This is a genomic window from Streptomyces sp. NPDC006997 (genome assembly GCF_040635175.1).
In the GTDB taxonomy this organism is placed as follows: Bacteria; Actinomycetota; Actinomycetes; order Streptomycetales; family Streptomycetaceae; genus Streptomyces.
The window spans coordinates 14,612-38,025 of the sequence record NZ_JBEYHH010000024.1; the positions used below are offsets into that span (position 1 = coordinate 14,612).

Consider the following 23,414-nt stretch of genomic DNA (forward strand, 5'->3'; position numbering starts at 1 on the left):
ACACCATGTACAAGACCTTCTTCACGCTCGTCTTCCGGCGGATGGACCCGGAGCGCGCCCACCACCTCGCCTTCCGCTGGATCCGCCTGGCCGCGCGCGTCCCCGTGCTGCGCACCTTCGTCGCGGCCGTCCTCGCCCCCCGCTACGCGGAGCTGCGCACCGAGGCCCTCGGGCTGCGGATGCACGGCCCCTTCGGGCTGGCCGCGGGCTTCGACAAGAACGCCGTCGCGATCGACGGCATGGCGATGCTCGGCTTCGACCACATCGAGATCGGCACCGTCACCGGGGAGCCCCAGCCCGGCAACCCCAGGAAGAGGCTGTTCCGGCTGGTGCCGGACCGGGCGCTGATCAACCGCATGGGCTTCAACAACGACGGCTCCGCGGCCGTCGCCGCCCGCCTGGCGGCCCGCCAGGAGGTCTTCAGGACCGTCGTCGGCGTCAACATCGGCAAGACCAAGGCCGTCCCGGAGGCGGAGGCCGTCGCGGACTACGTCAAGTCCGCCGAGCGCCTCGCGCCGCACGCCGACTACCTCGTGGTCAACGTCTCCTCGCCCAACACGCCCGGACTGCGCGACCTCCAGGCCACCGAGGCGCTGCGCCCGCTGCTGACCGCCGTCCGCGAGGCCGCCGACCGGGCCGTGGCCACCCGGCGCGTCCCGCTGCTGGTCAAGATCGCGCCCGACCTCGCCGACGAGGACGTGGACGCCGTGGCCGACCTCGCCGTGGAACTGGGCCTGGACGGCATCATCGCCACCAACACCACCATCGCGCGCGAGGGGCTGGGCCTCACCGCCGACCCCGCCCTGGTCGCCGAGACCGGCGGCCTGTCCGGCGCCCCCCTCAAGGCCCGCTCCCTGGAGGTACTGCGGCGCCTGTACGCGCGCGTGGGGGACCGCGTCACCCTGGTCGGCGTCGGCGGCGTCGAGAACGCCGAGGACGCCTGGCAGCGCATCCTCGCGGGCGCCACCCTGGTCCAGGGCTACAGCGCCTTCATCTACGAGGGCCCCTTCTGGTCCCGGGCGATCCACAAGGGCCTCGCCGCCCGGCTGCGCACCAGCCCGTACGCCACCCTCGCCGACGCGGTCGGCGCCGACGTGAAGGAGACCGCATGACCGCCCTGGAGCCCTTCGGCGCCCGGCTGCGCCGCGCCATGGACGAGCGCGGCCCGCTCTGTGTCGGCATCGACCCGCACGCGTCCCTGCTCACCGCCTGGGGACTGAACGACGACGTCGCCGGACTGGAGCGGTTCAGCCGCACGGTCGTCGAGGCGACGGCGGACCGGGTCGCCGTCCTGAAGCCGCAGAGCGCGTTCTTCGAGCGGTTCGGCTCGCGCGGGGTCGCCGTCCTGGAGAAGTCCGTGGCGGAGGCCCGCGCGGCCGGCGCCCTGGTCGTCATGGACGCCAAGCGCGGCGACATCGGCTCCACCATGGCCGCCTACGCCGAGTCCTTCCTGCACAAGGACGCCCCGCTGTTCTCCGACGCGCTGACCGTCTCGCCGTACCTGGGCTACGGCTCGCTGCGGCCCGCCGTCGCGCTGGCCCGGGAGAGCGGCGCCGGGCTCTTCGTGCTGGCGCTGACCTCCAACCCGGAGGGCGGCGAGGTGCAGCACGCGGTGCGCGCGGACGGCCGGAACGTGGGCGCGACCATGCTCGCCCACCTGGCCGCCGAGAACGCCGACGAGCACCCGCTGGGCTCCTTCGGCGCCGTCGTCGGGGCCACGCTGGGTGACCTGTCGTCGTACGACCTGGAGATCAACGGGCCGCTGCTCGCGCCCGGCATCGGCGCCCAGGGGGCGAGTCCGGCCGATCTTCCGCAGGTCTTCGGCGCGGCGGCGCGCAACGTGGTGCCGAACGTCAGCCGGGACGTGCTGCGGCACGGTCCCGACGTCGTCGCGCTGCGTGGTGCCACGGACCGGTTCGCCGAGGAGATCCGGGCGGCGCTGGCGGCGGTCTGAGGTGGTCCGGGAGGGACCGCGGAGAGGTCGGCGTCTGGATACATCCTCAAATCCAGGGCAGTATGTCTGAAATGTACTGTCCTGACAGAGGCTGACCAGGACTTTTCCGCTGTTCTCGCTGACTCTGGCGGACTTGCCCGCTAGTCTCCGACGAGTGAGGGCCCCTCCCCCACTCCCAAGGCGGTGGGGGAGAAGCGGGCGAGCGTGTTGCTCGTGGCCCCGCAGGTGTGGGGCGACTAGGTTCCTCACCGGTCCGTATCCGACAGTTCGACATCCGAGGTGACGTAGGCGTGGCTCTTCCGCCCCTTACCCCCGAACAGCGCGCAGCCGCGCTCGAAAAGGCCGCCGCGGCTCGCCGGGAGCGGGCCGAGGTCAAGAATCGACTCAAGCACTCCGGCGCCTCCCTTCACGAGGTCATCAAGCAGGGCCAGGAGAACGACGTCATCGGCAAGATGAAGGTCTCCGCACTCCTGGAGTCCCTGCCGGGCGTGGGCAAGGTCCGCGCCAAGCAGATCATGGAGCGACTGGGGATCTCCGAGAGCCGCCGTGTGCGCGGTCTCGGTTCCAACCAGATCGCCTCCCTGGAGCGCGAGTTCGGCAGCACCGGCTCCTGAGTCCCGGGCGCCGGGCGATTGCTGGAATAATCGCCGCATGAGTGAACGTCCGCGGCTGACCGTGCTCTCCGGCCCTTCGGGGGTCGGCAAGAGCACGGTCGTCGCCCATATGCGCAAGGAACACCCCGAGGTCTGGCTCTCGGTGTCGGCGACGACCCGTAAGCCCCGCCCCGGCGAGCGGCACGGAGTCCACTACTTCTTCGTCACCGACGAGGAGATGGACAAGCTGATCGCCAACGGCGAGCTGCTGGAGTGGGCCGAGTTCGCCGGCAACCGCTACGGCACACCGCGCGCGGCCGTGCTGGAGCGGCTGGAGGCGGGTGAGCCGGTGCTGCTGGAGATCGACCTCCAGGGTGCCCGGCAGGTCCGCGACACCATGCCGGAGGCCCAGCTGGTGTTCCTGGCTCCGCCCTCCTGGGAGGAGCTGGTGCGCAGGCTCACCGGCCGGGGCACCGAGCCGCCCGAGGTCATCGAACGCCGCCTGGGCGCGGCCAGGGTCGAGCTGGCGGCCGAGCCGGAGTTCGATATGACCCTGATCAACACCTCTGTCGAGGACGTGGCGCGCGAGCTGCTAGCCTTGATGGCAGTTGTGTGATCATGACTGGTCTTTTCCCATCCATCGGAAGGTAGAGCGTGTCCTCTTCCATCTCCGCGCCCGAGGGCATCATCAACCCGCCGATCGACGAGCTTCTCGAGGCAACCGACTCGAAGTACAGCCTCGTGATCTACGCGGCCAAGCGTGCCCGTCAGATCAACGCGTACTACTCGCAGCTCGGCGAGGGCCTCCTTGAGTACGTCGGTCCGCTCGTCGACACCCACGTCCACGAGAAGCCGCTCTCGATCTCCCTCCGTGAGATCAACGCGGGCCTGCTGACCTCCGAGGCCATCGAGGGCCCGGCGCAGTAAGTACTATCTTCAGCTTGAAGCTGGCTTATCCACAGGCCCGGCAGCGCGACTGCCGGGCCTGTGGTGTGTGATGGGGGGCGTACGGTCGTCGAGGTGCGGGGAGTGACGGTGGACAAGCCGAGGGTCGTTCTGGGGGTCAGCGGTGGCATCGCCGCCTACAAGGCGTGTGAGCTGCTGCGCCGGCTGTCGGAATCCGGTCATGACGTGCGGGTCGTCCCCACCGACTCCGCGCTGCACTTCGTCGGCGCCGCGACCTGGTCGGCCCTGTCCGGCCACCCCGTCTCCACCGAGGTGTGGGACGACGTCCACGAGGTGCCGCACGTCCGCATCGGCCAGCACGCCGACCTGGTGGTGGTCGCCCCGGCCACCGCGGACATGCTGGCCAAGGCGGCTCACGGCCTCGCCGACGACCTGCTGACCAACACCCTCCTCACCGCCCGCTGCCCGGTCGTCTTCGCCCCCGCCATGCACACCGAGATGTGGGAACACCCGGCCACCCAGGAGAACGTGGCGACACTGCGCCGCCGCGGTGCCGTCGTCATCGAACCGGCCGTCGGCCGCCTCACCGGCGTCGACACCGGCAAGGGCCGCCTGCCCGACCCCGCCGAGATCTTCGAGGTCTGCCGCCGGGTGCTCGCCCGGGGCGTGGCCGGACCCGACCTCGGGGGCCGCCATGTCGTCGTCAGCGCGGGCGGCACCCGTGAGCCCCTCGACCCCGTCCGCTTCCTCGGCAACCGCTCCTCCGGCAAGCAGGGCTACGCCCTCGCGCGGACGGCGGCGGCCCGCGGCGCCCGCGTCACCCTGGTCGCCGCCAACACCGGCCTGCCGGACCCGGCGGGTGTGGACGTCGTCCCGGTCGGCACGGCCGTGCAGCTCCGGGAGGCGGTGCTGAAGGCGGCGGCCGACGCCGACGCCGTGGTGATGGCCGCGGCGGTGGCGGACTTCCGCCCGGCGGTGTACGCCGCGGGGAAGATCAAGAAGCAGGACGGCCAGGACCCCGAGCCCGTCGCGCTGATACGCAATCCCGACATCCTCGCGGAGATCTCGGCCGGCCGCCCCCGCGCGGGACAGGTCGTCGTGGGCTTCGCCGCCGAGACCGACGACGTCCTGGCCAACGGCCGCACCAAGCTCCGCCGCAAGGGCTGCGACCTGCTCGTGGTGAACGAGGTCGGCGAGCGCAAGACCTTCGGTGCCGAGGACAACGAGGCCGTGGTGCTCGGCGCCGACGGCAGCGAGACGCCCGTGCCGCACGGTCCCAAGGAGGCGCTGGCGGACGTCGTCTGGGACCTGGTCGCGGCTCGGCTCGGGTGACCTCACAGGCGGCCGGAGTGTGGCTGGAGTGGCGACATTGCGGTGTGGCGACCCTGGCCAAGGCGGCGGGCCATTGGGCAGAATGCGGGTGCCGCAGGTCACAGCGCTTCCGAGAGGCGAGACAGGGGGGCCGGTGACCGAACGCGACCGATAAACTGTTCTTGGACGACGCCGGGCGCAGCCCCCGTCCCGTCCGCCAATGATCAGCCAGCAGCCGCTGCAACCCCAGGGAGCGTTGTGTCCCGTCGCCTGTTCACCTCGGAGTCCGTGACCGAGGGCCACCCCGACAAGATCGCTGACCAGATCAGCGACACCATTCTCGACGCCCTGCTCCGCGAGGACCCCTCCTCCCGGGTCGCCGTCGAGACCCTGATCACCACCGGTCTCGTGCACGTGGCGGGTGAGGTCACGACCAAGGCCTACGCGCCGATCGCCCAGCTGGTGCGCGACAAGATCCTGGAGATCGGCTACGACTCCTCGAAGAAGGGGTTCGACGGCGCCTCCTGCGGCGTGTCGGTGTCGATCGGCGCGCAGTCCCCGGACATCGCGCAGGGCGTGGACACGGCGTACGAGAGCCGAGTCGAGGGTGCCTCCCGAAGGGAAACGGAAGACGAGCTGGACCGGCAGGGCGCCGGCGACCAGGGCCTGATGTTCGGCTACGCGACGGACGAGACGCCGACGCTGATGCCGCTGCCCATCTTCCTCGCGCACCGGCTCTCCAGCCGCCTGTCCGAGGTCCGCAAGAACGGCACCATCCCCTACCTGCGCCCGGACGGCAAGACCCAGGTCACCATCGAGTACGACGGCGACAAGGCGGTCCGCCTGGACACCGTCGTGGTCTCCTCGCAGCACGCCTCCGACATCGACCTGGAGTCGCTGCTCGCCCCGGACATCCGGGAGTTCGTCGTCGAGCCCGAGCTGAAGGCGCTGCTGGAGGACGGGATCAAGCTCGACACCGAGGACTACCGCCTGCTGGTCAACCCCACCGGCCGCTTCGAGATCGGCGGCCCGATGGGCGACGCCGGACTGACCGGCCGCAAGATCATCATCGACACCTACGGCGGCATGGCCCGGCACGGCGGCGGCGCCTTCTCCGGCAAGGACCCCTCCAAGGTGGACCGCTCCGCCGCGTACGCGATGCGCTGGGTCGCCAAGAACGTCGTCGCGGCCGGTCTCGCCTCCCGCTGCGAGGTCCAGGTCGCCTACGCCATCGGCAAGGCCGAGCCGGTGGGTCTGTTCGTGGAGACCTTCGGCACCCACAAGATCGACACGGACAAGATCGAGCAGGCCATCGAGGAGGTCTTCGACCTCCGTCCGGCCGCCATCATCCGCGACCTCGACCTGCTGCGCCCGATCTACTCCGCGACCGCCGCGTACGGCCACTTCGGCCGTGAGCTGCCCGAGTTCACCTGGGAGCGCACGGACCGGGTGGACGCGCTGCGCGAGGCCGTCGGCCGGTAAGGCCACCGTCCGCTGCGCCGAGCTCGTCGGCGGGGCCCGGTCTCCCCTCGGGGCGGCCGGGCCCTTCGCGTGGGGTGGTCGCGGGCCGCGGCGATGTCAGTGCCGTTTGTAACAATGCAACCGTGAGCAGCGACGACGGGCAGGGGAGCGGGGGTGCCGAAGGGGCGCCGCCGGAGCAGCTCGCGCTCATCAGGGAGAGTGTGCGGGGGGCGAAGGCGCCGCGGGCCAAGCCGCGGACCTGGCGGGGGGCCGCGCTGGCCCGGGAGTTGCCGGTCGCGCGGGTGCTCGTCGACAAGGGCGTGCTCCATCTCGACCGGTACTTCGACTACGCCGTCCCCGAGGAGCTGGACGCCGACGCGCAGCCCGGGGTGCGGGTGCGGGTGCGGTTCGGGGCCGGGCGGCACCGGGTGCGGGAGGGGCGCCGGGAGGGCGGCGGGCTGATCGACGGCTTCCTGATCGAGCGGCGGGCCGAGTCCGACTACTCCGGGCCGCTCGCCGCGCTCGCCCAGGTCGTGTCCCCCGAGCCGGTGCTGGACGACGAACTCCTCGGACTGGCCCGCGCCGTCGCCGACCGGTACGCCGGGAGCCTCGCCGACGTGCTGCAACTGGCCATCCCGCCGCGCAGCGCGCGTGCCGAGCAGCGTCCCTCGCCGGCGCCGCTGCCGCCGCCACCGGCGCCGGAGGCGGGGTCCTGGGCGCGTTACGAGCACGGGCCCGCGTTCCTGGCGGCGCTGGCCTCCGGAGGCGCCCCACGCGCCGTCTGGCACGCCCTGCCCGGACCCCGTTGGAGCGCGGAGCTGGCCCGGTCCGTCGCCGCGACGCTGGCCTCCGGGCGCGGGGCCCTGGTCGTCGTGCCCGACGGGCGGGCCGCCGCGCGGGTCGACGCCGCGCTGACGGAGCTGCTGGGTGAGAGGCGGCACGCGCTGCTCACCGCCGACGCCGGGCCCGAGAAGCGGTACCGCGAGTGGCTCGCGGTCCGGCGCGGGTCCGTACGGGCCGTCGTCGGGACGCGCGCCGCCATGTTCGCGCCCGTGCGGGACCTCGGGCTCGTCGCCCTCTGGGACGACGGGGACGACAGCCACAGCGAACTGCACGCCCCGCAGCCGCACGCCCGTGAGGTGCTGCTGCTGCGGGCCGCGCAGGACCGGTGCGCGTTCCTGCTGGGCGGCCTCGGCTGCACCGTGGAGGCCGCCCAGCTCGTCGAGAGCGGCTGGGCCCGGCCGCTGGTCGCCTCCCGCGAGCAGGTGCGGGCCGCCGCGCCGCTGGTGCGCACGGTCGGGGACACCGACCTGGCCCGCGACGAGGCCGCCCGCGCCGCCCGGCTGCCCACGCTGGCCTGGCAGGTCGTCCGGGAGGGGCTCACGCACGGGCCGGTCCTCGTGCAGGTGCCCCGGCGCGGTTACGTCCCGCGGATGGCGTGCGCCCAGTGCCGGGCGCCCGCGCGGTGCCGACACTGCGCCGGGCCGCTCCAGGCCCGCGACTCCGCGGCGCTGGCCTGCGGCTGGTGCGGGCGCGAGGAGAACGCCTGGCACTGCCCCGAGTGCGGGTCCTTCCGGCTGCGGGCCCAGATCGTCGGAGCGCGGCGGACGGCGGAGGAACTGGGCCGCGCCTTTCCCGCCGTGCCGGTGCGTACGTCGGGGCGGGAGCAGGTGCTCGACACCGTGTCCGGCGCGCCCGCGCTGGTGGTGAGCACGCCGGGCGCCGAACCGGTCGCCGAGGGCGGCTACGCGGCGGCTCTGCTGCTCGACGGCTGGGCCATGCTGGGGCGGCCCGACCTGCGGGCCGGTGAGGACGCGCTGCGCCGCTGGATCGCCGCGGCGGCGCTCGTCCGGCCGCAGGGCGAGGGCGGCACGGTGGTCGCCGTCGCCGAGCCGACCCTGCGGCCCGTGCAGGCGCTGGTGCGCTGGGACCCGGTCGGGCACGCGGTGCGCGAACTGGCCGAGCGGGCCGAGCTGGGCTTCCCGCCGGTGTCCCGGATGGCGGCGGTGTCCGGGCCACCGGAGGCGGTCGCGGAGTTCCTCGGCATGGCCGAACTGCCCGCGGAGGCGGAGGTGCTGGGACCGGTACCGGTGCCCGGGACGACGGCGCGGCGGCCCCGTCGCCCGGGCGCGCCCCCCGTCGGCGAGCACTGGGAGCGGGCGCTGATCCGGGTGCCGCCGGGGCGGGGCGCGGCACTGGCGGCGGCGCTGAAGACCGCGCAGGCGGCACGGATGGCCCGGGGGAGCGGACCGGCGGGGGCGGGCACGGGAGCGGCGGGGCAGGCGGTGCGGGTGCGGATCGATCCGCCCGACATTGGCTGAGGCGGCGCGGGCTGGGCTGGTCGCTGGGTGTGGGCTGGGGTGATGTGGGGCGGGCTGGTCGCTGGGTGTGGGCTGAGATGGCGTGGGCCGGGCTGGCCGTCTCACCTGAGGATGCAAGGCAGATGCCGTCGGGCGATACGGCTGCCCTCCCGGGCGTGGGCCGGGAGGGCAGGGCGGCTCAGCCGGACTGGGCGGCCGGGGTCAGCCGGACTCGGCGGCCAGGGTCAGCCGTAGGGTGTTGAGCGGGTCAGCCGTTGCGGGGGCCCGGGAAGGCGGTCGGGCGGATGTCCTCGCGGAGGGCGGGGCTGCCCGCCGTCGGCTGGGTCGGCATCGAGCGGGCCGCGGGGACCGTGGGCATCGCGGGGATGCCCGTGTTGACGCTGACCGTGCGGGTGCCCGAGGGCTCGGTGGACCGCTCCGCCTCGGCGGTGGCCTGGGCGCTGGCGCGGCGGGAGCCGTAGCGGCGGTGGACCGCCTGCTTGGTGACCCCGAGCGCGGAGCCCACCGCGTCCCACGAGAAGCCGAGCGAGCGGTCGAAGTCGACCGCGGCCGTGACCAGGGTCTCGACACTGTCCCGCAGCTCCTGGGCGAGGCGGACGGTCGGGGCGGGGGCGCGTCCGTAGACGACGAAGCCCGTGGCGGGGCCGGAGCGGCGCGGGCGGTAGACGTTGCCGAGTTGGGCGGTGAGCGTGCGCAGTGCGTCCACCTGCCGGCGGACCCGCTCGATGTCCCGCACCAGCAAGTGCAGGCTGGCCCGAGCCTGGGCGTCGTGGGTTGCGTGGTCGGCCATGAACAAGCCTCTCGAACCGGCGTTGAGGAGAAAGGATCGGGCCACAACGGCGGCCCGTAGGTCAACTCTTTCTAGACCAACGCCTTTTTGCGTGACTGGTCACGCTCCAGGGGCGTATGGGCTTATGCGTACGCCCCCGGCGGGAAGTGTGCGCGGGAGCGTGGACGGGAGTGTGCGGGGAGGCACCCATAGACTGGTGCGTCGCCCGTCGTTCACCCCGCCCGAGAGGCCCGTGTCCCCTCATGAAGCTCGTCTTCGCCGGTACCCCCGAGGTCGCCGTTCCCGCCCTGGACGCCCTGATCGCCTCCGGGCGGCACGAGGTGGCCGCCGTCGTCACCCGGCCGGACGCCCCGGCGGGGCGGGGGCGCAGGCTGGTCGCCTCCCCGGTCGCCGAGCGGGCCGAGGAGGCCGGGATCGAGGTACTGAAGCCCGCCAAGCCGCGCGACCCCGAGTTCCTGGAGCGGCTGCGGGGGATCGCCCCCGACTGCTGCCCCGTCGTCGCCTACGGCGCCCTGCTGCCCCGCGTCGCCCTCGACATCCCCGCGCACGGCTGGGTCAACCTGCACTTCTCCCTGCTGCCCGCCTGGCGCGGCGCAGCCCCGGTGCAGCACGCCGTCATGGCGGGCGACGAGATCACGGGCGCGTCGACCTTCCTGATCGAGGAGGGCCTCGACTCCGGCCCGGTGTACGGGACGGTCACGGAGACCGTCCGGCCCACCGACACCAGCGGCGACCTGCTGACCCGGCTCGCCTTCGCGGGCGCCGGGCTGCTGGCCGCGACCATGGACGGCATCGCGGACGGCACCCTGAAGGCCGTACCGCAGCCCGCCGAGGGCGTCACCCTCGCGCCGAAGATCACCGTCGAGGACGCCCGCGTCGACTGGGCCACGCCCGCCCTGCGCGTGGACCGGGTGGTGCGGGGGTGCACGCCCGCACCCGGCGCCTGGACCACCTTCCGCGGTGAGCGGCTCAAGCTCGTCCAGGTGGCCCTGGCGCCCGAGCTGACCGACCTCACCCCGGGGCAGCTCGCCGTCGGCAAGAACAGCGTCCACGTCGGCACCGGCTCGCACGCCGTGGAGCTGGTGTGGGTGCAGGCGCAGGGCAAGAAGCCGATGCGCGCGGCGGACTGGGCGCGCGGGGTGCGCATCGCCGACGGGGAGACGCTCGGCGCGTGAGCCGACGCGGGGACGCCCGGTGCGTGCCCCGACCTGACGCCGGGGCGCCCGGGGCGTGTCCCGACCCGACGGAGGAGACGCTCGGCGTGTGCGCTGGCGTGGATCGTACCGGCGTACGCTGGGTGCACACCGTATACAGACATTCCGGAGCACCTTTTCGTGAGCGACACCTCCCGGCGCCCCCGCAAGCCCGGCAAGCCCTACCGTCGGCCCAAGAAGGACCCCGTACGCGTCCTCGCCTTCGAGGCGCTGCGCGCGGTGGACGAACGGGACGCCTACGCCAACCTCGTGCTGCCGCCGCTGCTACGCAAGGCGCGGGAGCAGGGGGACTTCGACGGGCGGGACGCCGCGCTCGCCACCGAGCTGGTGTACGGGACCCTGCGACGGCAGGGCACGTACGACGCCGTGATCGCGGCCTGCGTCGACCGGCCGCTGCGGGAGGTCGACCCGCCGGTGCTGGACGTGCTCAGCCTCGGCGCGCACCAACTGCTCGGCACCCGGATCCCCACGCACGCCGCCGTCTCCGCCTCCGTCGAGCTGGCGCGCGTGGTGCTCGGCGACGGGCGCGCGAAGTTCGTCAACGCCGTGCTGCGCAAGGTCGCCCAGCATGATCTGGACGGCTGGCTCGCCCAGGTCGCGCCGCCCTACGACGACGACCCCGAGGACCATCTCGCCGTCGTGCACTCGCATCCGCGGTGGGTCGTCTCCGCGCTGTGGGACTCGCTCGGCGGCGGGCGGGCCGGGATCGAGGAGCTGCTGGCCGCCGACAACGAGCGGCCCGAGGTGACGCTGGTCGCCCGGCCGGGGCGGGCCACCGTCGAGGAACTGCTCGGCGAGGACGCCGCCGAGCCGGGGCGCTGGTCGCCGTACGCCGTGCGGCTCACCGAGGGCGGTGAGCCCGGGGCCGTCGCTGCCGTGCGGGAGGGCCGGGCGGGAGTGCAGGACGAGGGCAGTCAGCTCGTCGCGCTGGCGCTGGCCAACGCGCCGCTGGACGGGCGGGACGAGAAGTGGCTCGACGGGTGCGCCGGGCCGGGCGGGAAGGCGGCGCTGCTCGCCGCGCTCGCCGCGGAGCGGGGGGCGACCCTGCTTGCCTCGGAGAAGCAGCCCCACCGGGCCGGGCTGGTGGCGAAGGCGCTGCACGGCAACCCCGGGCCGTACCAGGTCATCGCCGCAGACGGGACCCGGCCGCCGTGGCGGCCCGGCAGCTTCGACCGGGTGCTGGTGGACGTGCCGTGCACGGGGCTCGGGGCGCTGCGTCGGCGGCCCGAGGCGCGGTGGCGTCGGCGGCCCGAGGACCTCGACGGGTTCGCGCCGTTGCAGCGGGGGCTGTTGCGCACCGCGCTGGAGTCGGTGCGGGTGGGCGGCGTGGTCGGCTACGCCACCTGCTCGCCGCACCTCGCGGAGACGCGGGCGGTCGTCGCCGACGTGCTCAAGCAGTTCCCGGAGACGGAACTCGTGGACGCCCGCCCGCTGCTGCCCGGGGTGCCCGATCTCGGTGACGGGCCGGACGTGCAGCTGTGGCCGCATGTGCACGGGACGGACGCGATGTATCTGGCGGTGATCCGCCGGGTGGGCTGACGGCAGCGGATATCGCCCCCGCCGCCCTACCCTTCCCGTTCCTGGGGGCCGCTGCCCCCAGGCCCCCGCTGCGGCCCTGAAGGGGCCGCGTCCTCAACCGCCAGACGGGTCGGGTCTCCCTCCGGGTGGCTCAGGCGGCTTGGCCACCACACCCCGTCGCCCACGTCCAGGAACAGCGACGTCACCAGGACCGAGCGGACGATGAAGGTGTCCAGGAGGACGCCCAGTGCCACCGCGAAGCCGATCTCGGCGAAGGCGACCATCGGCAGGGTGCCGAGGGCGGCGAAGGTGCCGGCGAGGACCAGGCCCGCCGAGGTGATGACCGCGCCGGTCGCGGCGAGGCCGGTCACCACGCCCGCGCGGGTGCCCTGGCGGGCCGCCTCCTCGCGGATGCGGGTGGTCAGGAAGATGTTGTAGTCGATGCCCAGGGCGACCAGGAACACGAAGACGAAGAGCGGGAAGTCGGTCGTCTCGCCCGCGTAGTCGAAGAGGTGCCGGAAGGCGAGCGCGCTGATGCCCAGGGCCGCCGCGAAGGACAGGATCACCGTGCCGATCAGCAGCAGCGGCGCGATCAGCGCCCGCAGCAGGGCGCACAGGATCAGCAGCACCACGGCCAGCACCAGCGGGATGATCAGGACGTTGTCGTGGGTGGTCGCCTCGTCCATGTCCCGCAGGGCCGCCGTACCGCCGCCCACCAGCGCGTCGGCGTCGGGAACGTCGTGCACGGCGTCCCGGACCCGTTCCACGGTCTGCTTCGCGGCCTCGCTGTCGGCGGGGTCGGACAGGGTCGCCTCGAACAGCACCCGGCCCTCGTACACCGTCTTCGCGCCGGGCGCCGGACCCAGCGACTCCGGTACCACCCCCTCCGTCTCGGCCACCGCCCGGCCCACCTCCTCGGCCTGCGGCCGGTCGGCCACGATCACGAGCGGGTCACCGCTGCCCGCCGGGAAGTAGCGCGCGGAGACCTCCTGCCCGACGATCGAGTCCGGCTCGCCGGTGAACGCGTCGGCGTTGCTGATGCCCTCCGCGCGCAGTTGGACCAGGCCGAGGGAGCAGACCGCCAGGACCCCGGCCGTCACGGCCCACACCATGCGCGGTCGGCGTGCGATACGGCGGCCGGTGCGCGCCCAGACGCCGTGCTCGGTGGGGTCGGGGGAGCCGTAGCGGGGGATCACCGGCCAGAAGATCCAGCGGCCGAAGACCACCAACAACGCCGGGAACAGCGTCAGCATCGCCAGCAGGGCGACGGCGACCCCGATGGCCGCGACCGGGCCGAGCCCGCTGGTGGAGTTCATCTCGGCGGCCATCAGGACCAACATGCTCAGCACGACCGTCGCGCTGGACGCGACCACCGCCGGACCCGCGCGGTGCAGGGCCAGCGCCATCGCCTCGTGCCGGTCCTCGTGGCGGCGCAGCTCCTCCCGGTAGCGGGCCACCAGCAGCAGCGCGTAGTCCGTGCCCGCGCCGAAGACCAGGACGAGCAGGATGCCCGCGCTCTGCCCGTTCACCGTGAGCCCGCCGTGCTCGGCCAGCAGGTACACCAGCGCCTGCGCGGTGAACAGCGCGCCGACCACCGACAGCAGCGGCACCACCAGCAGCGTCGGGCTGCGGTAGGTGAGCAGCAGCATCACGATGACGACCGTCATCGCGGCGAACAGCAGCGTGGAGTCGATGCCCTCGAACGCCTCCGCGAAGTCGGCCGAGGTGCCGCCGGGACCGGTGATGTGGACCGCCAGCCCGCCGGTGCTCTCCCCGACGTCGTCGCGGATCGAGTCGACGGCCGGGGAGATCCGCTCCCAGCCCTTCTCGTCCATCGTGATCGGTACGAAGACCTGGGCGGCCCTCGGGGCGGTGGCGCGGTCGAAGACAGGGCCGCGGGTCTCGGCGCCCCGGACGCCGTGGTCGCGCAGTTCCCTCAGCTCCCGCACGTCCTCGGCGATCCGGGCCCGGTCCGCGTCCGTCAGCCCGCCGTCGCGGGCGTAGACGACGACGGCCGGGATCTGCTCCGGTCTGAAGTCCTCGGAGATCTCCAGGACCCGGGTGGACTCCGCCGACCCCGGCAGCCACGACTGCGCGTCGTTGTCCTGGGCGTCGGTCAGCTTCTGCGCGAGCGGCGCGACGACGAGCAGCACCACCACCCACAAGCCCAGCACCAGCCACTTGGTCCGCCGCCCGCAGACCAGATGCCCTATCCCCCGGTCACCCGTCATGCCCACCTCCACACCAGCGCCCCCTCAGGGGTGCGGGGAACCACGCGACCATCCCCTCGGCCCGCAGTCGACCCACCACCCTAGCCATCAGGGACCCCCGTTACAGCGGGCGCCGCGACATGGCAGTCTTGGGCCATGGCCCCGCAGATCAACCCGAGCATCCTGTCCGCCGACTTCGCCCGCCTCGCGGAGGAGGCCAAGGCCGTGCAGGGAGCCGACTGGCTCCATGTCGACGTCATGGACAACCACTTCGTCCCGAACCTCACCCTCGGTGTGCCGGTCGTAGAGTCGCTGGCCCGTGCGACGGACACCCCGCTGGACTGCCATCTGATGATCGAGGCCCCCGATCGGTGGGCCCCGCAGTACGTCGAAGCGGGTGCCGGATCAGTCACCTTCCACGTCGAGGCCGCCACCGCTCCGGTACGGCTCGCGCGGGAGATCCGGGCCAAGGGTGCCCGCGCCGCCATGGCGCTCAGGCCCGCGACGCCCGTCGAACCGTACGAGGATCTGCTCCCCGAACTCGACATGCTGCTGGTCATGACGGTTGAGCCGGGCTTCGGGGGGCAGGCGTTCCTCGACATCATGCTGCCGAAGATCCGGCGGACCCGCGAGTTGATCAGCAAGCACGGGCTCCAGCTCTGGCTCCAGGTGGACGGGGGCGTCTCGGCCGCCACCATCGAACGGTGCGCGGAGGCGGGCGCCGACGTCTTCGTCGCCGGGTCCGCGGTCTACGGGGCCGAAGACCCGGCCGAGGCGGTGCGTGCACTGCGCACCCAGGCGGCGACGGCGACGTCCGCCGCGTCCTGGTCATGCGGCCACTGAACCACGGGAACGTGAACGGCTCTCATCCGGGCTGATCAACCGCGCCGTATCTGCAAGGATGAACGGCGTATCCAGAGTGTGAACAGCAGTGAGGAGAACGCCGTGTCGGGTATGTCGGCGGGCCGGTCAGCCATGCGGATGGGACCCGCTGAGCTGGTGCAGGCGGCGGCCATGGCCCGCCGCTTCTACCTTGAGGGGAAATCCAAGATCCAGATCGCGGAGGAGTTCGGCGTCAGCCGCTTCAAGGTGGCCCGGGTCCTGGAGACCGCTCTCGAACGGGATCTCGTGCGCATCGAGATCCGAGTCCCCGCCGAACTGGACGCCGAGCGCTCCGACGCGCTGCGCGCCCGGTACGGCCTCAGACACGCCGTCGTGGTCGAGTCACCGGCCGACGCGGAGGAGACCCCGGACCCGGAGAACCTCGGGGAGGTGGCCGCCGACCTGCTCGGCGAACTCGTCAACGAGGGCGACGTCCTGGGCCTGGCCTGGGGCCGCTCCACCATCCACATGGCGGCGGCCCTGAACCGGCTGCCGCCGTGCACGGTGGTGCAGCTGACGGGCGTGTACGACGCCGGAACCGCCGAGCGCGGCTCGGTGGAGGCCGTCCGCCGCGCCGCCCAGGTGTCCGGCGGCGACGCCCACCCCATCTACGCGCCGATGCTGCTGCCCGACGAGGCCACGGCGGCCGCGCTGCGCCACCAGACCGGGATCGCCCGCGCCTTCGAGTACTTCGACAAGGTCACGGTCGCCTGTGTCTCCATCGGCTCCTGGGAGCCCGGCATCTCCACGGTGCACGACATGCTCAGCGACGAGGAGCGGGCGCACTACGCCTCGCTCGGCGTCGCCGCGGAGATGTCCGCGCACCTCTTCGACGCCGAGGGGCGCCGGGTCGGCCGGGACCTGGGGGAGCGGTGCATCACGGTCAAGGCCGACCAGCTCCGCCGTATCCCCGAGGTGGTGGCGATCGCGGGCGGGCAGCGCAAGGCCGCCGCGATCGACGCCGTACTGCGGTCCGGGCTCGTCACCAGCCTGGTGACGGACACCTCCGCCGCCGACTACCTGATGGCCGCCGGGTCCACCCCGCGCCCGGCCCTGAACCGGGCCGACCCGGACGGCCCCTGAACGGCGGGTGGCGAGGCGCCGGGGAGGATCCTTGGAGGAACCTCCCACGGCGCCTCCGACCTGCCTGGATGATCCGACCGGGCAGGGCGTCACGGCCGCCGTGGGACAATGAGGTACGTGCTCTTCCCCCTGGCTGACCTGTCCGGGGGCCACCTCTGAACGACTGGGATGTGCAGCACGTGCGTTTCCTCAACGACATCCAGCCCTCGTACGACCTGACGTACGACGACGTCTTCATGGTGCCGAGCCGGTCCGCCGTGGGCTCCCGGCAGGGTGTGGACCTCAGCTCCCCGGACGGCACCGGTACCACCATCCCGCTGGTCGTCGCCAACATGACCGCCATCGCGGGCCGCCGGATGGCCGAGACCGTGGCCCGGCGCGGCGGCCTCGTGGTCATCCCGCAGGACATCCCGATCGACGTGGTCACCGATGTCGTCTCCTGGGTGAAGAGCCGCCACCTGGTGCTGGACACCCCGATCGTGCTGGCCCCCCACCAGACCGTCGCCGACGCGCTCGGCCTGCTCTCCAAGCGCGCGCACGACGCCGGGGTCGTCGTGGACGACGCGGGCCGCCCGGTCGGCGTGGTCACCGACGCCGACCTCAGCGGCGTCGACCGCTTCACCCAGCTCGAAGTGGTCATGTCGAAGGACCTGCTCCTGCTGGACGCCGACATAGACCCGCGCGAGGCCTTCAACACCCTCGACCAGCACAACCGCCGCTACGCCCCCGCCGTGGACGCCGACGGGAAGCTGGCCGGGATCCTGACCCGCAAGGGCGCCCTGCGCGCCACCCTCTACACCCCGGCCGTCGACGCGCGCGGCAGGCTGCGGATCGCCGCCGCCGTCGGCATCAACGGCGACGTGGCGGGCAAGGCCAAGCAACTCCTCGACGCGGGCGTGGACACCCTCGTCATCGACACCGCGCACGGCCACCAGGAGTCGATGATCACCGCCGTCCGGGTGGTGCGGGCGCTCGCCCCCGAGGTGCCGATCGCCGCGGGCAACATCGTCTCCGCCGAGGGCGTGCGCGACCTGGTCGAGGCGGGCGCCGACATCATCAAGGTCGGCGTCGGACCGGGCGCCATGTGCACCACCCGCATGATGACCGGCGTCGGGCGGCCGCAGTTCTCCGCGGTCCTGGAGTGCGCCGCCGAGGCCCGCACGTACGGCAAGCACGTGTGGGCCGACGGCGGCGTCCGGCACCCGCGCGACGTGGCGATGGCGCTCGCGGCCGGGGCGTCCAACGTGATGGTCGGCTCCTGGTTCGCGGGCACCTACGAGTCGCCGGGCGACCTCCAGCAGGACGCCAGCGGGCGCCTCTACAAGGAGTCCTTCGGCATGGCCTCCGCGCGGGCCGTGCGCAACCGCACCAGCGAGGAGTCGTCCTACGACCGCGCCCGCAAGGCGCTGTTCGAGGAGGGCATCTCCACCTCCCGGATGTACCTCGACCCGGCCCGCCCCGGCGTCGAGGACCTGATCGACTCGATCATCGCGGGCGTCCGCTCCTCCTGCACCTACGCCGGTGCCGCCTCCCTGGAGGAGTTCGCCGAGAGGGCCGTCGTCGGCGTCCAGAGCGCCGCGGGCTACGCCGAGGGCAAGCCGCTGCACGCCAGCTGGAGCTGAGCCGGACACCGGCCGGCGTGATCTACTTCGGGTGCGGTGCCCCACCGCGCCCGTCCCGCCCCAGCCGAAGTGAAGTGAACGACCCGCAGTGCTGAACGATCTCGACGAACGCATCGTGCACGCCCTCGCCGAGGACGCCCGCCGCTCCTACGCGGACATCGGGCAGCTCGTCGGCCTGTCCGCGCCCGCCGTGAAACGCCGCGTGGACCGGCTGCGCGCCACCGGGGCGATCACCGGGTTCACCGTACGGGTGGACCCGGCCGCCCTCGGCTGGCACACCGAGGGGTTCGTCGAGATCCACTGCCGCAGCAACACCTCCCCGGAGACCATCCAGCGGGGCCTGGAGCGCTACCAGGAGGTCGTCGCCGCGTCCACCGTCACCGGCGACGCCGACGCCGTCGCCCAGGTCTTCGCCTCCGACATGCGGCACTTCGAACGGGTCCTGGAGCGGATCGCGGGGGAGCCGTTCGTGGAGCGCACCAAGTCGGTGCTGGTGCTCTCCCCGCTGCTGCGCCGCTTCTCGTCCGGCTCCCCGACCTGACCACCGGGGCGCCCGCGCGCAACGAATCGCCGGGCAGCGGCCCACCGACGCAATGATCCGCGCCTCAGTGCGCAACGGGTGCTCCTTGTCCGGGTGCGGCGGCCGAACGTACCTTCTTCATGGCCTCCACTGAGGGGCCGGACGCCCCCCTCCCTCCCGTGAGGAACCCGTATGCGCACCGCCCTGCTCCAGAGCTCCGGCCGTCCCGGCTCGGCCGTCGAGAACCTCAAGGTCCTCGACGAGGCCGCCGGCCGGGCCGCCGCCGCGGGCGCCGGGCTGCTGGTCGCGCCGGAGATGTTCCTCACCGGCTACGCCATCGGCGACGACATCGCCCGCCTCGCCGAGCCCGCCGACGGGGACGGCGCCGACGCGGTCGCCGACATCGCCGGACGGCACGGCCTCGCCATCGCCTACGGCTACCCGGAGCACGCCGGGGGCACCGTCTACAACGCCGCCCAGCTGGTCTCCGCGGACGGCGCCCGGCTGGCCAACTACCGCAAGACCCACCTCTTCGGCGGCTTCGAGCGCGACCACTTCACGCCGGGCGAGCGGCCGGTCGTCCAGGCCGAGCTGGACGGTCTGCGGGTCGGCCTGATGATCTGCTACGACGTGGAGTTCCCGGAGAACGTCCGGGCCCACGCCCTCGCGGGCACCGACCTGCTGCTGGTGCCGACCGCGCAGATGCACCCGTTCCAGTTCGTCGCCGAGTCGCTGGTGCCGGTACGGGCCTTCGAGAACCAGATGTACGTCGCGTACGTCAACCGGGTCGGCGCCGAGGGCCCGTTCGAGTTCGTCGGCCTGTCCACGCTGGCCGGTCCGGACGGCATCGCCCGCGCCCGCGCCGGACGCGTCGAGGAACTCGTCCTCGCCGACGTGGACCCCGCCCTCCTGGCCGCCTCCCGCGAGGCGAACCCGTACCTGAGGGACCGCCGCCCCGTTCTGTACGGCTCCCTCGTCTGAGCCTCTCGTTCCCCCAGTTCCGCGCAAGGAGTCCGTACCCCATGACGTCCACCGTGCCCAACGCCGTCGAGCACGCCGACGGACAGCAGCCGCCGATCACCATGTTCGGCCCGGACTTCCCCTACGCCTACGACGACTTCCTCGCCCACCCGGCGGGCCTCGGCCAGATCCCGGCGACCGAGCACGGCGCCGAGGTCGCCGTCATCGGCGGCGGACTCTCCGGCATCGTGGCGGCGTACGAGCTGATGAAGATGGGTCTCAGGCCGGTCGTCTACGAGGCCGACCAGATCGGCGGGCGGCTGCGGACCGTCGGCTTCGACGGCTGCGACCCGACGCTCACCGCCGAGATGGGCGCGATGCGCTTCCCGCCGTCCTCCACCGCCCTCCAGCACTACATCGACCTGGTGGGCCTGGAGACGCGGCCGTTCCCCAACCCGCTCTCCGAGGCGACCCCGTCGACCGTCGTCGACCTCAAGGGCGAGTCGCACTACGCCGAGACCGTCGACGACCTGCCGCAGGTGTTCCGGGACGTCGCCGACGCCTGGAACCGGTGCCTGGAGGAGGGCGCCGACTTCTCCGCGATGAACCGCGCCCTGCGCGAGCGGGACGTGCCGCGCATCCGCGAGATCTGGGCGAGGCTCGTCGAGAAGCTGGACAACCAGACCTTCTACGGCTTCCTCTGCGACTCCGAGGCGTTCCGCTCCTTCCGGCACCGGGAGATCTTCGGGCAGGTCGGCTTCGGCACCGGCGGCTGGGACACCGACTTCCCCAACTCCATCCTGGAGATCCTCCGCGTCGTCTACACCGAGGCGGACGACCACCACCGCGGCATCGTCGGCGGCTCCCAGCAGCTCCCGCTGCGGCTCTGGGAGCGCGAGCCGCAGAAGACCGTCCACTGGCCGTACGGCACCTCGCTCGCCAGCCTGCACGAGGGCGGCGCGCCCCGCCCGGCCGTGACCCGGCTGCACCGCACCGCGGGCGACCGGATCACCGTGACGGACGCGGACGGTGCCATCCGCACCTACCGGGCGGCGGTCTTCACCGCGCAGTCGTGGATGCTGCTGTCGAAGATCGACTGCGACGACGACCTCTTCCCGATCGACCACTGGACCGCCATCGAGCGCACCCACTACATGGAGTCCAGCAAGCTGTTCGTGCCCGTGGACCGGCCGTTCTGGCGGGACAAGGACGAGGACACGGGGCGGGACGTGATGTCCATGACCCTGACCGACCGGATGACCCGCGGCACGTACCTCCTCGACGACGGTCCGGACAGGCCCGCCGTCATCTGCCTGTCGTACACCTGGTGCGACGACAGTCTGAAGTGGCTGCCGCTGTCCGCGAACGAGCGGATGGAGGTCATGCTGAAGTCGCTCGGCGAGATCTATCCCAAGGTCGACATCAGGAAGCACGTCATCGGCAGCCCGGTGACGGTCTCCTGGGAGAACGAGCCCTACTTCATGGGTGCCTTCAAGGCCAACCTGCCCGGTCACTACCGGTACCAGCGGCGCCTGTTCACGCACTTCATGCAGGACCGGCTGCCCGCGGACAAGCGGGGCGTCTTCCTCGCCGGTGACGACATCTCCTGGACGGCGGGCTGGGCCGAGGGCGCCGTGCAGACCGCGCTGAACGCCGTCTGGGGTGTCATGCGGCACTTCGGCGGGACGACCGACCCGGCCAACCCGGGGCCCGGCGACCGCTACGACGAGATCGCGCCGGTCGAGCTGCCGGAGGACTGAGGCCCGGTTCCTGGTGCCGCGACGGGGCGAACGCCGCCTGCCGGGGCGCTAGGCGGGCAGCGGGGTGAGCATCATGCGGCCCGCGAAGCCGACCGCCGCGTCCAGGCGGTCGGTGAACTCCGTGGCCAGGTCCGGCAGGTGGCGCAGGACCCACAGCGCCCGCGCCGCCGCCCAGGTGGCGTCGCGGGCCCGCTCCAGGCTCCAGGCGCCCAGCAGATGGGTCAGCGGGTCGGCGATCCGCAGGAGGTCGGGGCCCGGCATCAGCTCCTCGCGGACCCGCTCCTCCAGCGCCGTGAGGAGATCGGCCACGCGGTCGAACTCGCCCTCCAGCTCGGCGGGTTCGCAGTCATGCGCCCGACAGGCGTCCACCACCGCCAGCGCCAGGTCGTGGCCGACGTGCGCGTGCACACCCGCCAGCGCGAACTGCAGCGGCCGTACGCCGGGATGGCGGCGGAACGCGAACAGGGGCCGCCAGCAGGCCGGGGGACGACGGCCCTCCGTGACCGCGTCGACCGCCGCGAGGTAGCGCTCCGCGAACCGGACGTCCAGCGTGCTCGCCGCCCGGCGGTCCGGGGAACGGCCGTTGTCGGACTGCCGGTCGGTGTCCTCGATGACGCTGAGGTAGACGCGGTTGAACACCGCGACGCCGTCCCGCGCGGGCAGCTCCGCCGCCAGGACCCGCATCCGGGAGACGACCGCGTCGACGGGAGGGGTGCCCCGCTCCCCCTGCTGCAACTGCTCCGACTGCGCCATGGGGGCAGCGTCCCAGCCCCCGGCCGTACGGTGGGCCGACGGGCCGGGCGCTTCCCCAGAACGGGGGAACGCGCCCGGTGCCCTCTCCGCCGCGTACGGCTACGACGTGGCGCGCGGGGCGTCCTCGTCGTAGCTGGACGTGCCCTCGTCCAGCAGCGGTTCCTGGGCCCTGAGGTGGGCGGGGGCGAAGGCGCGCAGGGCGTGGTAGCCGGTGATGACGACCAGGGTGCCGAGGGCGATGCCGCTGAGGGAGAAGGTGTCGGTGATCTCCAGGGAGACGTTGCCGACGCCGATGATGATGCCCGCGGCGGCCGGGACGAGGTTGAGCGGGTTGCGCAGGTCGACCTTGGCGTTGATCCAGATCTGCGCGCCGAGCAGGCCGATCATGCCGTACAGGATGACGGTGATGCCGCCGAGGACCCCGCCCGGGATCGCGGCCACGACCGCGCCGAACTTGGGGCAGAGGCCGAACAGCAGGGCGAAGCAGGCGGCGGCCCAGCAGGCGGCCGTGGAGTAGACGCGGGTCGCGGCCATCACGCCGATGTTCTCGGAGTAGGTGGTGGTGGGCGGACCGCCGACCGCGGTGGACAGCACGGAGCCGACGCCGTCCGCGGAGATCGCCGTACCGAGCTCGTCGTCGAGGTCGTCGCCGGTCATCTCGCCGACCGCCTTGACGTGTCCGGCGTTCTCCGCGATCAGCGCGATCACCACCGGCAGCGCGACCAGGATCGCCGACCACTCGAACGACGGGCCGTGGAAGGTGGGCAGGCCGATCCAGTCGGCCTGCCCGACGGCGGAGAAGTCCAGCCGCCAGTGGTCGGTGACCTCGCCGCCGGGGTCGGCGGAGTGGATGCGGCCGAAGACCCGGTCGAAGGCCCAGGAGATGCCGTAGCCGAAGACCAGGCCGAGGAAGATCGCGATCCGGGACCAGAAGCCGCGCAGACAGACCACGGCGAGACCGGTGAACAGCATCACCAGCAACGCCGTCCACTGGTCCTGCGGCCAGTACGTGGAGGCGGTCACCGGCGCCAGGTTGAAGCCGATCAGCATCACCACGGCGCCGGTGACGATCGGCGGCATCGCGGCGTGGATGATCCGCGCGCCGAACCGGCGTACGGCGAGTCCGGCCAGGAACAGCACGGCGCCGACGACGAGCACGGCACCGGTGACGGTGGCGCTGGAGCCGCCGTCGGCGCGGATCACCGCGGCCACGCCGACGAAGGAGAGCGAACAGCCGAGGTAGCTCGGCACCCGGCCGCGGGTGGCCAGCAGGAAGACGACCGTCGCGACGCCGGACATCATGATCGCCAGGTTGGGGTCCAGGCCCATCAGGACCGGGGCGACGAACGACGCCCCGAACATCGCGACGACGTGCTGGGCGCCGAGCCCGGCGGTGCGCGGCCAGGAAAGCCGTTCATCGGGGCGGACGACCGCTCCGGGCGCGGGCGTGCGCCCGTCTCCGTGCAGCTTCCAACGCACGCCGAGGTCCATGGTGTGTCGCTTTCTCGCGGTGCTGTGCAGGTGAAACGTTCCGGACCATTGTGGGGGCTGCGGAG

At 73.0% G+C, this 23,414-nt stretch carries 20 protein-coding genes; 16 read left to right on the forward strand and 4 right to left on the reverse strand.

What is annotated here, in order from left to right:
- The first annotated feature begins 5 nt into the window (after positions 1 to 5).
- The 8 genes from ABZ659_RS23520 to ABZ659_RS23555 all read left to right on the forward strand — a co-directional run bounded on the left by ABZ659_RS23520 (position 6) and on the right by ABZ659_RS23555 (position 8,546).
- Positions 6 to 1,112 (forward strand): quinone-dependent dihydroorotate dehydrogenase, encoded by a 1,107-nt coding sequence (locus ABZ659_RS23520; RefSeq protein ID WP_360223469.1) that lies wholly within the window; start codon positions 6 to 8, stop codon positions 1,110 to 1,112.
- Complete coding sequence (gene pyrF / locus ABZ659_RS23525) at positions 1,109 to 1,954, forward strand: orotidine-5'-phosphate decarboxylase (RefSeq protein ID WP_360223472.1); 846 nt, start codon at positions 1,109 to 1,111, stop codon at positions 1,952 to 1,954. The genes ABZ659_RS23520 and pyrF overlap by 4 nt, the downstream gene beginning before the upstream one ends.
- A gap of 290 nt (positions 1,955 to 2,244) precedes the next feature.
- Positions 2,245 to 2,568, forward strand: a complete 324-nt coding sequence (locus ABZ659_RS23530; RefSeq protein ID WP_003977346.1) for an integration host factor — start codon at positions 2,245 to 2,247, stop codon at positions 2,566 to 2,568.
- A gap of 37 nt (positions 2,569 to 2,605) precedes the next feature.
- Positions 2,606 to 3,163 (forward strand): guanylate kinase, encoded by a 558-nt coding sequence (gene gmk / locus ABZ659_RS23535; protein WP_360223475.1) that lies wholly within the window; start codon positions 2,606 to 2,608, stop codon positions 3,161 to 3,163.
- A gap of 38 nt (positions 3,164 to 3,201) precedes the next feature.
- Positions 3,202 to 3,474, forward strand: a complete 273-nt coding sequence (gene rpoZ, locus ABZ659_RS23540; protein ID WP_067025681.1) for a DNA-directed RNA polymerase subunit omega — start codon at positions 3,202 to 3,204, stop codon at positions 3,472 to 3,474.
- Positions 3,475 to 3,582: 108 nt separating this feature from the next.
- Positions 3,583 to 4,785 carry a bifunctional phosphopantothenoylcysteine decarboxylase/phosphopantothenate--cysteine ligase CoaBC gene (gene coaBC / locus ABZ659_RS23545; RefSeq protein WP_360223479.1) on the forward strand — a complete coding sequence of 401 codons (1,203 nt, stop codon included), beginning with the start codon at positions 3,583 to 3,585 and terminating at the stop codon, positions 4,783 to 4,785.
- Positions 4,786 to 5,022: 237 nt separating this feature from the next.
- Positions 5,023 to 6,246, forward strand: a complete 1,224-nt coding sequence (gene metK, locus ABZ659_RS23550) for a methionine adenosyltransferase (RefSeq protein WP_360223482.1) — start codon at positions 5,023 to 5,025, stop codon at positions 6,244 to 6,246.
- A gap of 122 nt (positions 6,247 to 6,368) precedes the next feature.
- Positions 6,369 to 8,546 (forward strand): primosomal protein N', encoded by a 2,178-nt coding sequence (locus tag ABZ659_RS23555; protein ID WP_360223485.1) that lies wholly within the window; start codon positions 6,369 to 6,371, stop codon positions 8,544 to 8,546.
- A gap of 247 nt (positions 8,547 to 8,793) precedes the next feature.
- Here ABZ659_RS23555 and ABZ659_RS23560 read toward each other — a convergent pair whose 3' ends face one another.
- Entirely contained in the window at positions 8,794 to 9,336 is a 543-nt protein-coding gene (locus tag ABZ659_RS23560) for a hypothetical protein (RefSeq protein ID WP_360223488.1), read from the reverse strand.
- Between the two features lie 242 nt (positions 9,337 to 9,578).
- Between ABZ659_RS23560 and fmt the strand changes: the two genes are divergently transcribed.
- Positions 9,579 to 10,511 (forward strand): methionyl-tRNA formyltransferase, encoded by a 933-nt coding sequence (gene fmt / locus ABZ659_RS23565; protein ID WP_360223491.1) that lies wholly within the window; start codon positions 9,579 to 9,581, stop codon positions 10,509 to 10,511.
- A gap of 159 nt (positions 10,512 to 10,670) precedes the next feature.
- Positions 10,671 to 12,089 (forward strand): transcription antitermination factor NusB, encoded by a 1,419-nt coding sequence (locus ABZ659_RS23570; RefSeq protein ID WP_360223494.1) that lies wholly within the window; start codon positions 10,671 to 10,673, stop codon positions 12,087 to 12,089.
- 26 nt (positions 12,090 to 12,115) lie between these two features.
- On the opposite strand, the gene ABZ659_RS23575 is transcribed toward ABZ659_RS23570, so the two are convergent.
- Positions 12,116 to 14,299 (reverse strand): MMPL family transporter, encoded by a 2,184-nt coding sequence (locus tag ABZ659_RS23575; protein ID WP_360223497.1) that lies wholly within the window; start codon positions 14,297 to 14,299, stop codon positions 12,116 to 12,118.
- Between the two features lie 135 nt (positions 14,300 to 14,434).
- On the opposite strand from ABZ659_RS23575, the gene rpe reads away from it, so the two are divergent.
- From rpe to ABZ659_RS23605, 6 genes are all read left to right on the forward strand, one after another.
- Entirely contained in the window at positions 14,435 to 15,121 is a 687-nt protein-coding gene (gene rpe / locus ABZ659_RS23580; protein ID WP_360223500.1) for a ribulose-phosphate 3-epimerase, read from the forward strand.
- Positions 15,122 to 15,199: 78 nt separating this feature from the next.
- Positions 15,200 to 16,243, forward strand: coding sequence for a sugar-binding domain-containing protein (locus ABZ659_RS23585; protein WP_360223503.1), 1,044 nt, complete (start codon positions 15,200 to 15,202; stop codon positions 16,241 to 16,243).
- 179 nt (positions 16,244 to 16,422) lie between these two features.
- The gene (locus tag ABZ659_RS23590) at positions 16,423 to 17,865 is read left to right on the forward strand and encodes a GuaB1 family IMP dehydrogenase-related protein (RefSeq protein ID WP_360223639.1); all 1,443 of its coding nucleotides are present in this window, start codon (positions 16,423 to 16,425) and stop codon (positions 17,863 to 17,865) included.
- Between the two features lie 88 nt (positions 17,866 to 17,953).
- Complete coding sequence (locus ABZ659_RS23595) at positions 17,954 to 18,406, forward strand: Lrp/AsnC family transcriptional regulator (RefSeq protein ID WP_360223506.1); 453 nt, start codon at positions 17,954 to 17,956, stop codon at positions 18,404 to 18,406.
- Between the two features lie 171 nt (positions 18,407 to 18,577).
- The gene (locus ABZ659_RS23600; protein ID WP_360223509.1) at positions 18,578 to 19,366 is read left to right on the forward strand and encodes a carbon-nitrogen hydrolase family protein; all 789 of its coding nucleotides are present in this window, start codon (positions 18,578 to 18,580) and stop codon (positions 19,364 to 19,366) included.
- 41 nt (positions 19,367 to 19,407) lie between these two features.
- Positions 19,408 to 21,105, forward strand: a complete 1,698-nt coding sequence (locus ABZ659_RS23605) for an NAD(P)/FAD-dependent oxidoreductase (protein WP_360223511.1) — start codon at positions 19,408 to 19,410, stop codon at positions 21,103 to 21,105.
- 48 nt (positions 21,106 to 21,153) lie between these two features.
- Here the strand turns inward: ABZ659_RS23605 and ABZ659_RS23610 are convergent, their stop codons facing one another.
- Together ABZ659_RS23610 and ABZ659_RS23615 are read right to left on the reverse strand one after the other, a co-directional pair.
- Entirely contained in the window at positions 21,154 to 21,858 is a 705-nt protein-coding gene (locus ABZ659_RS23610) for a DUF5995 family protein (protein ID WP_360223514.1), read from the reverse strand.
- 99 nt (positions 21,859 to 21,957) lie between these two features.
- Positions 21,958 to 23,349, reverse strand: coding sequence for a solute carrier family 23 protein (locus tag ABZ659_RS23615; RefSeq protein ID WP_360223517.1), 1,392 nt, complete (start codon positions 23,347 to 23,349; stop codon positions 21,958 to 21,960).
- Positions 23,350 to 23,414 lie beyond the last annotated feature (65 nt).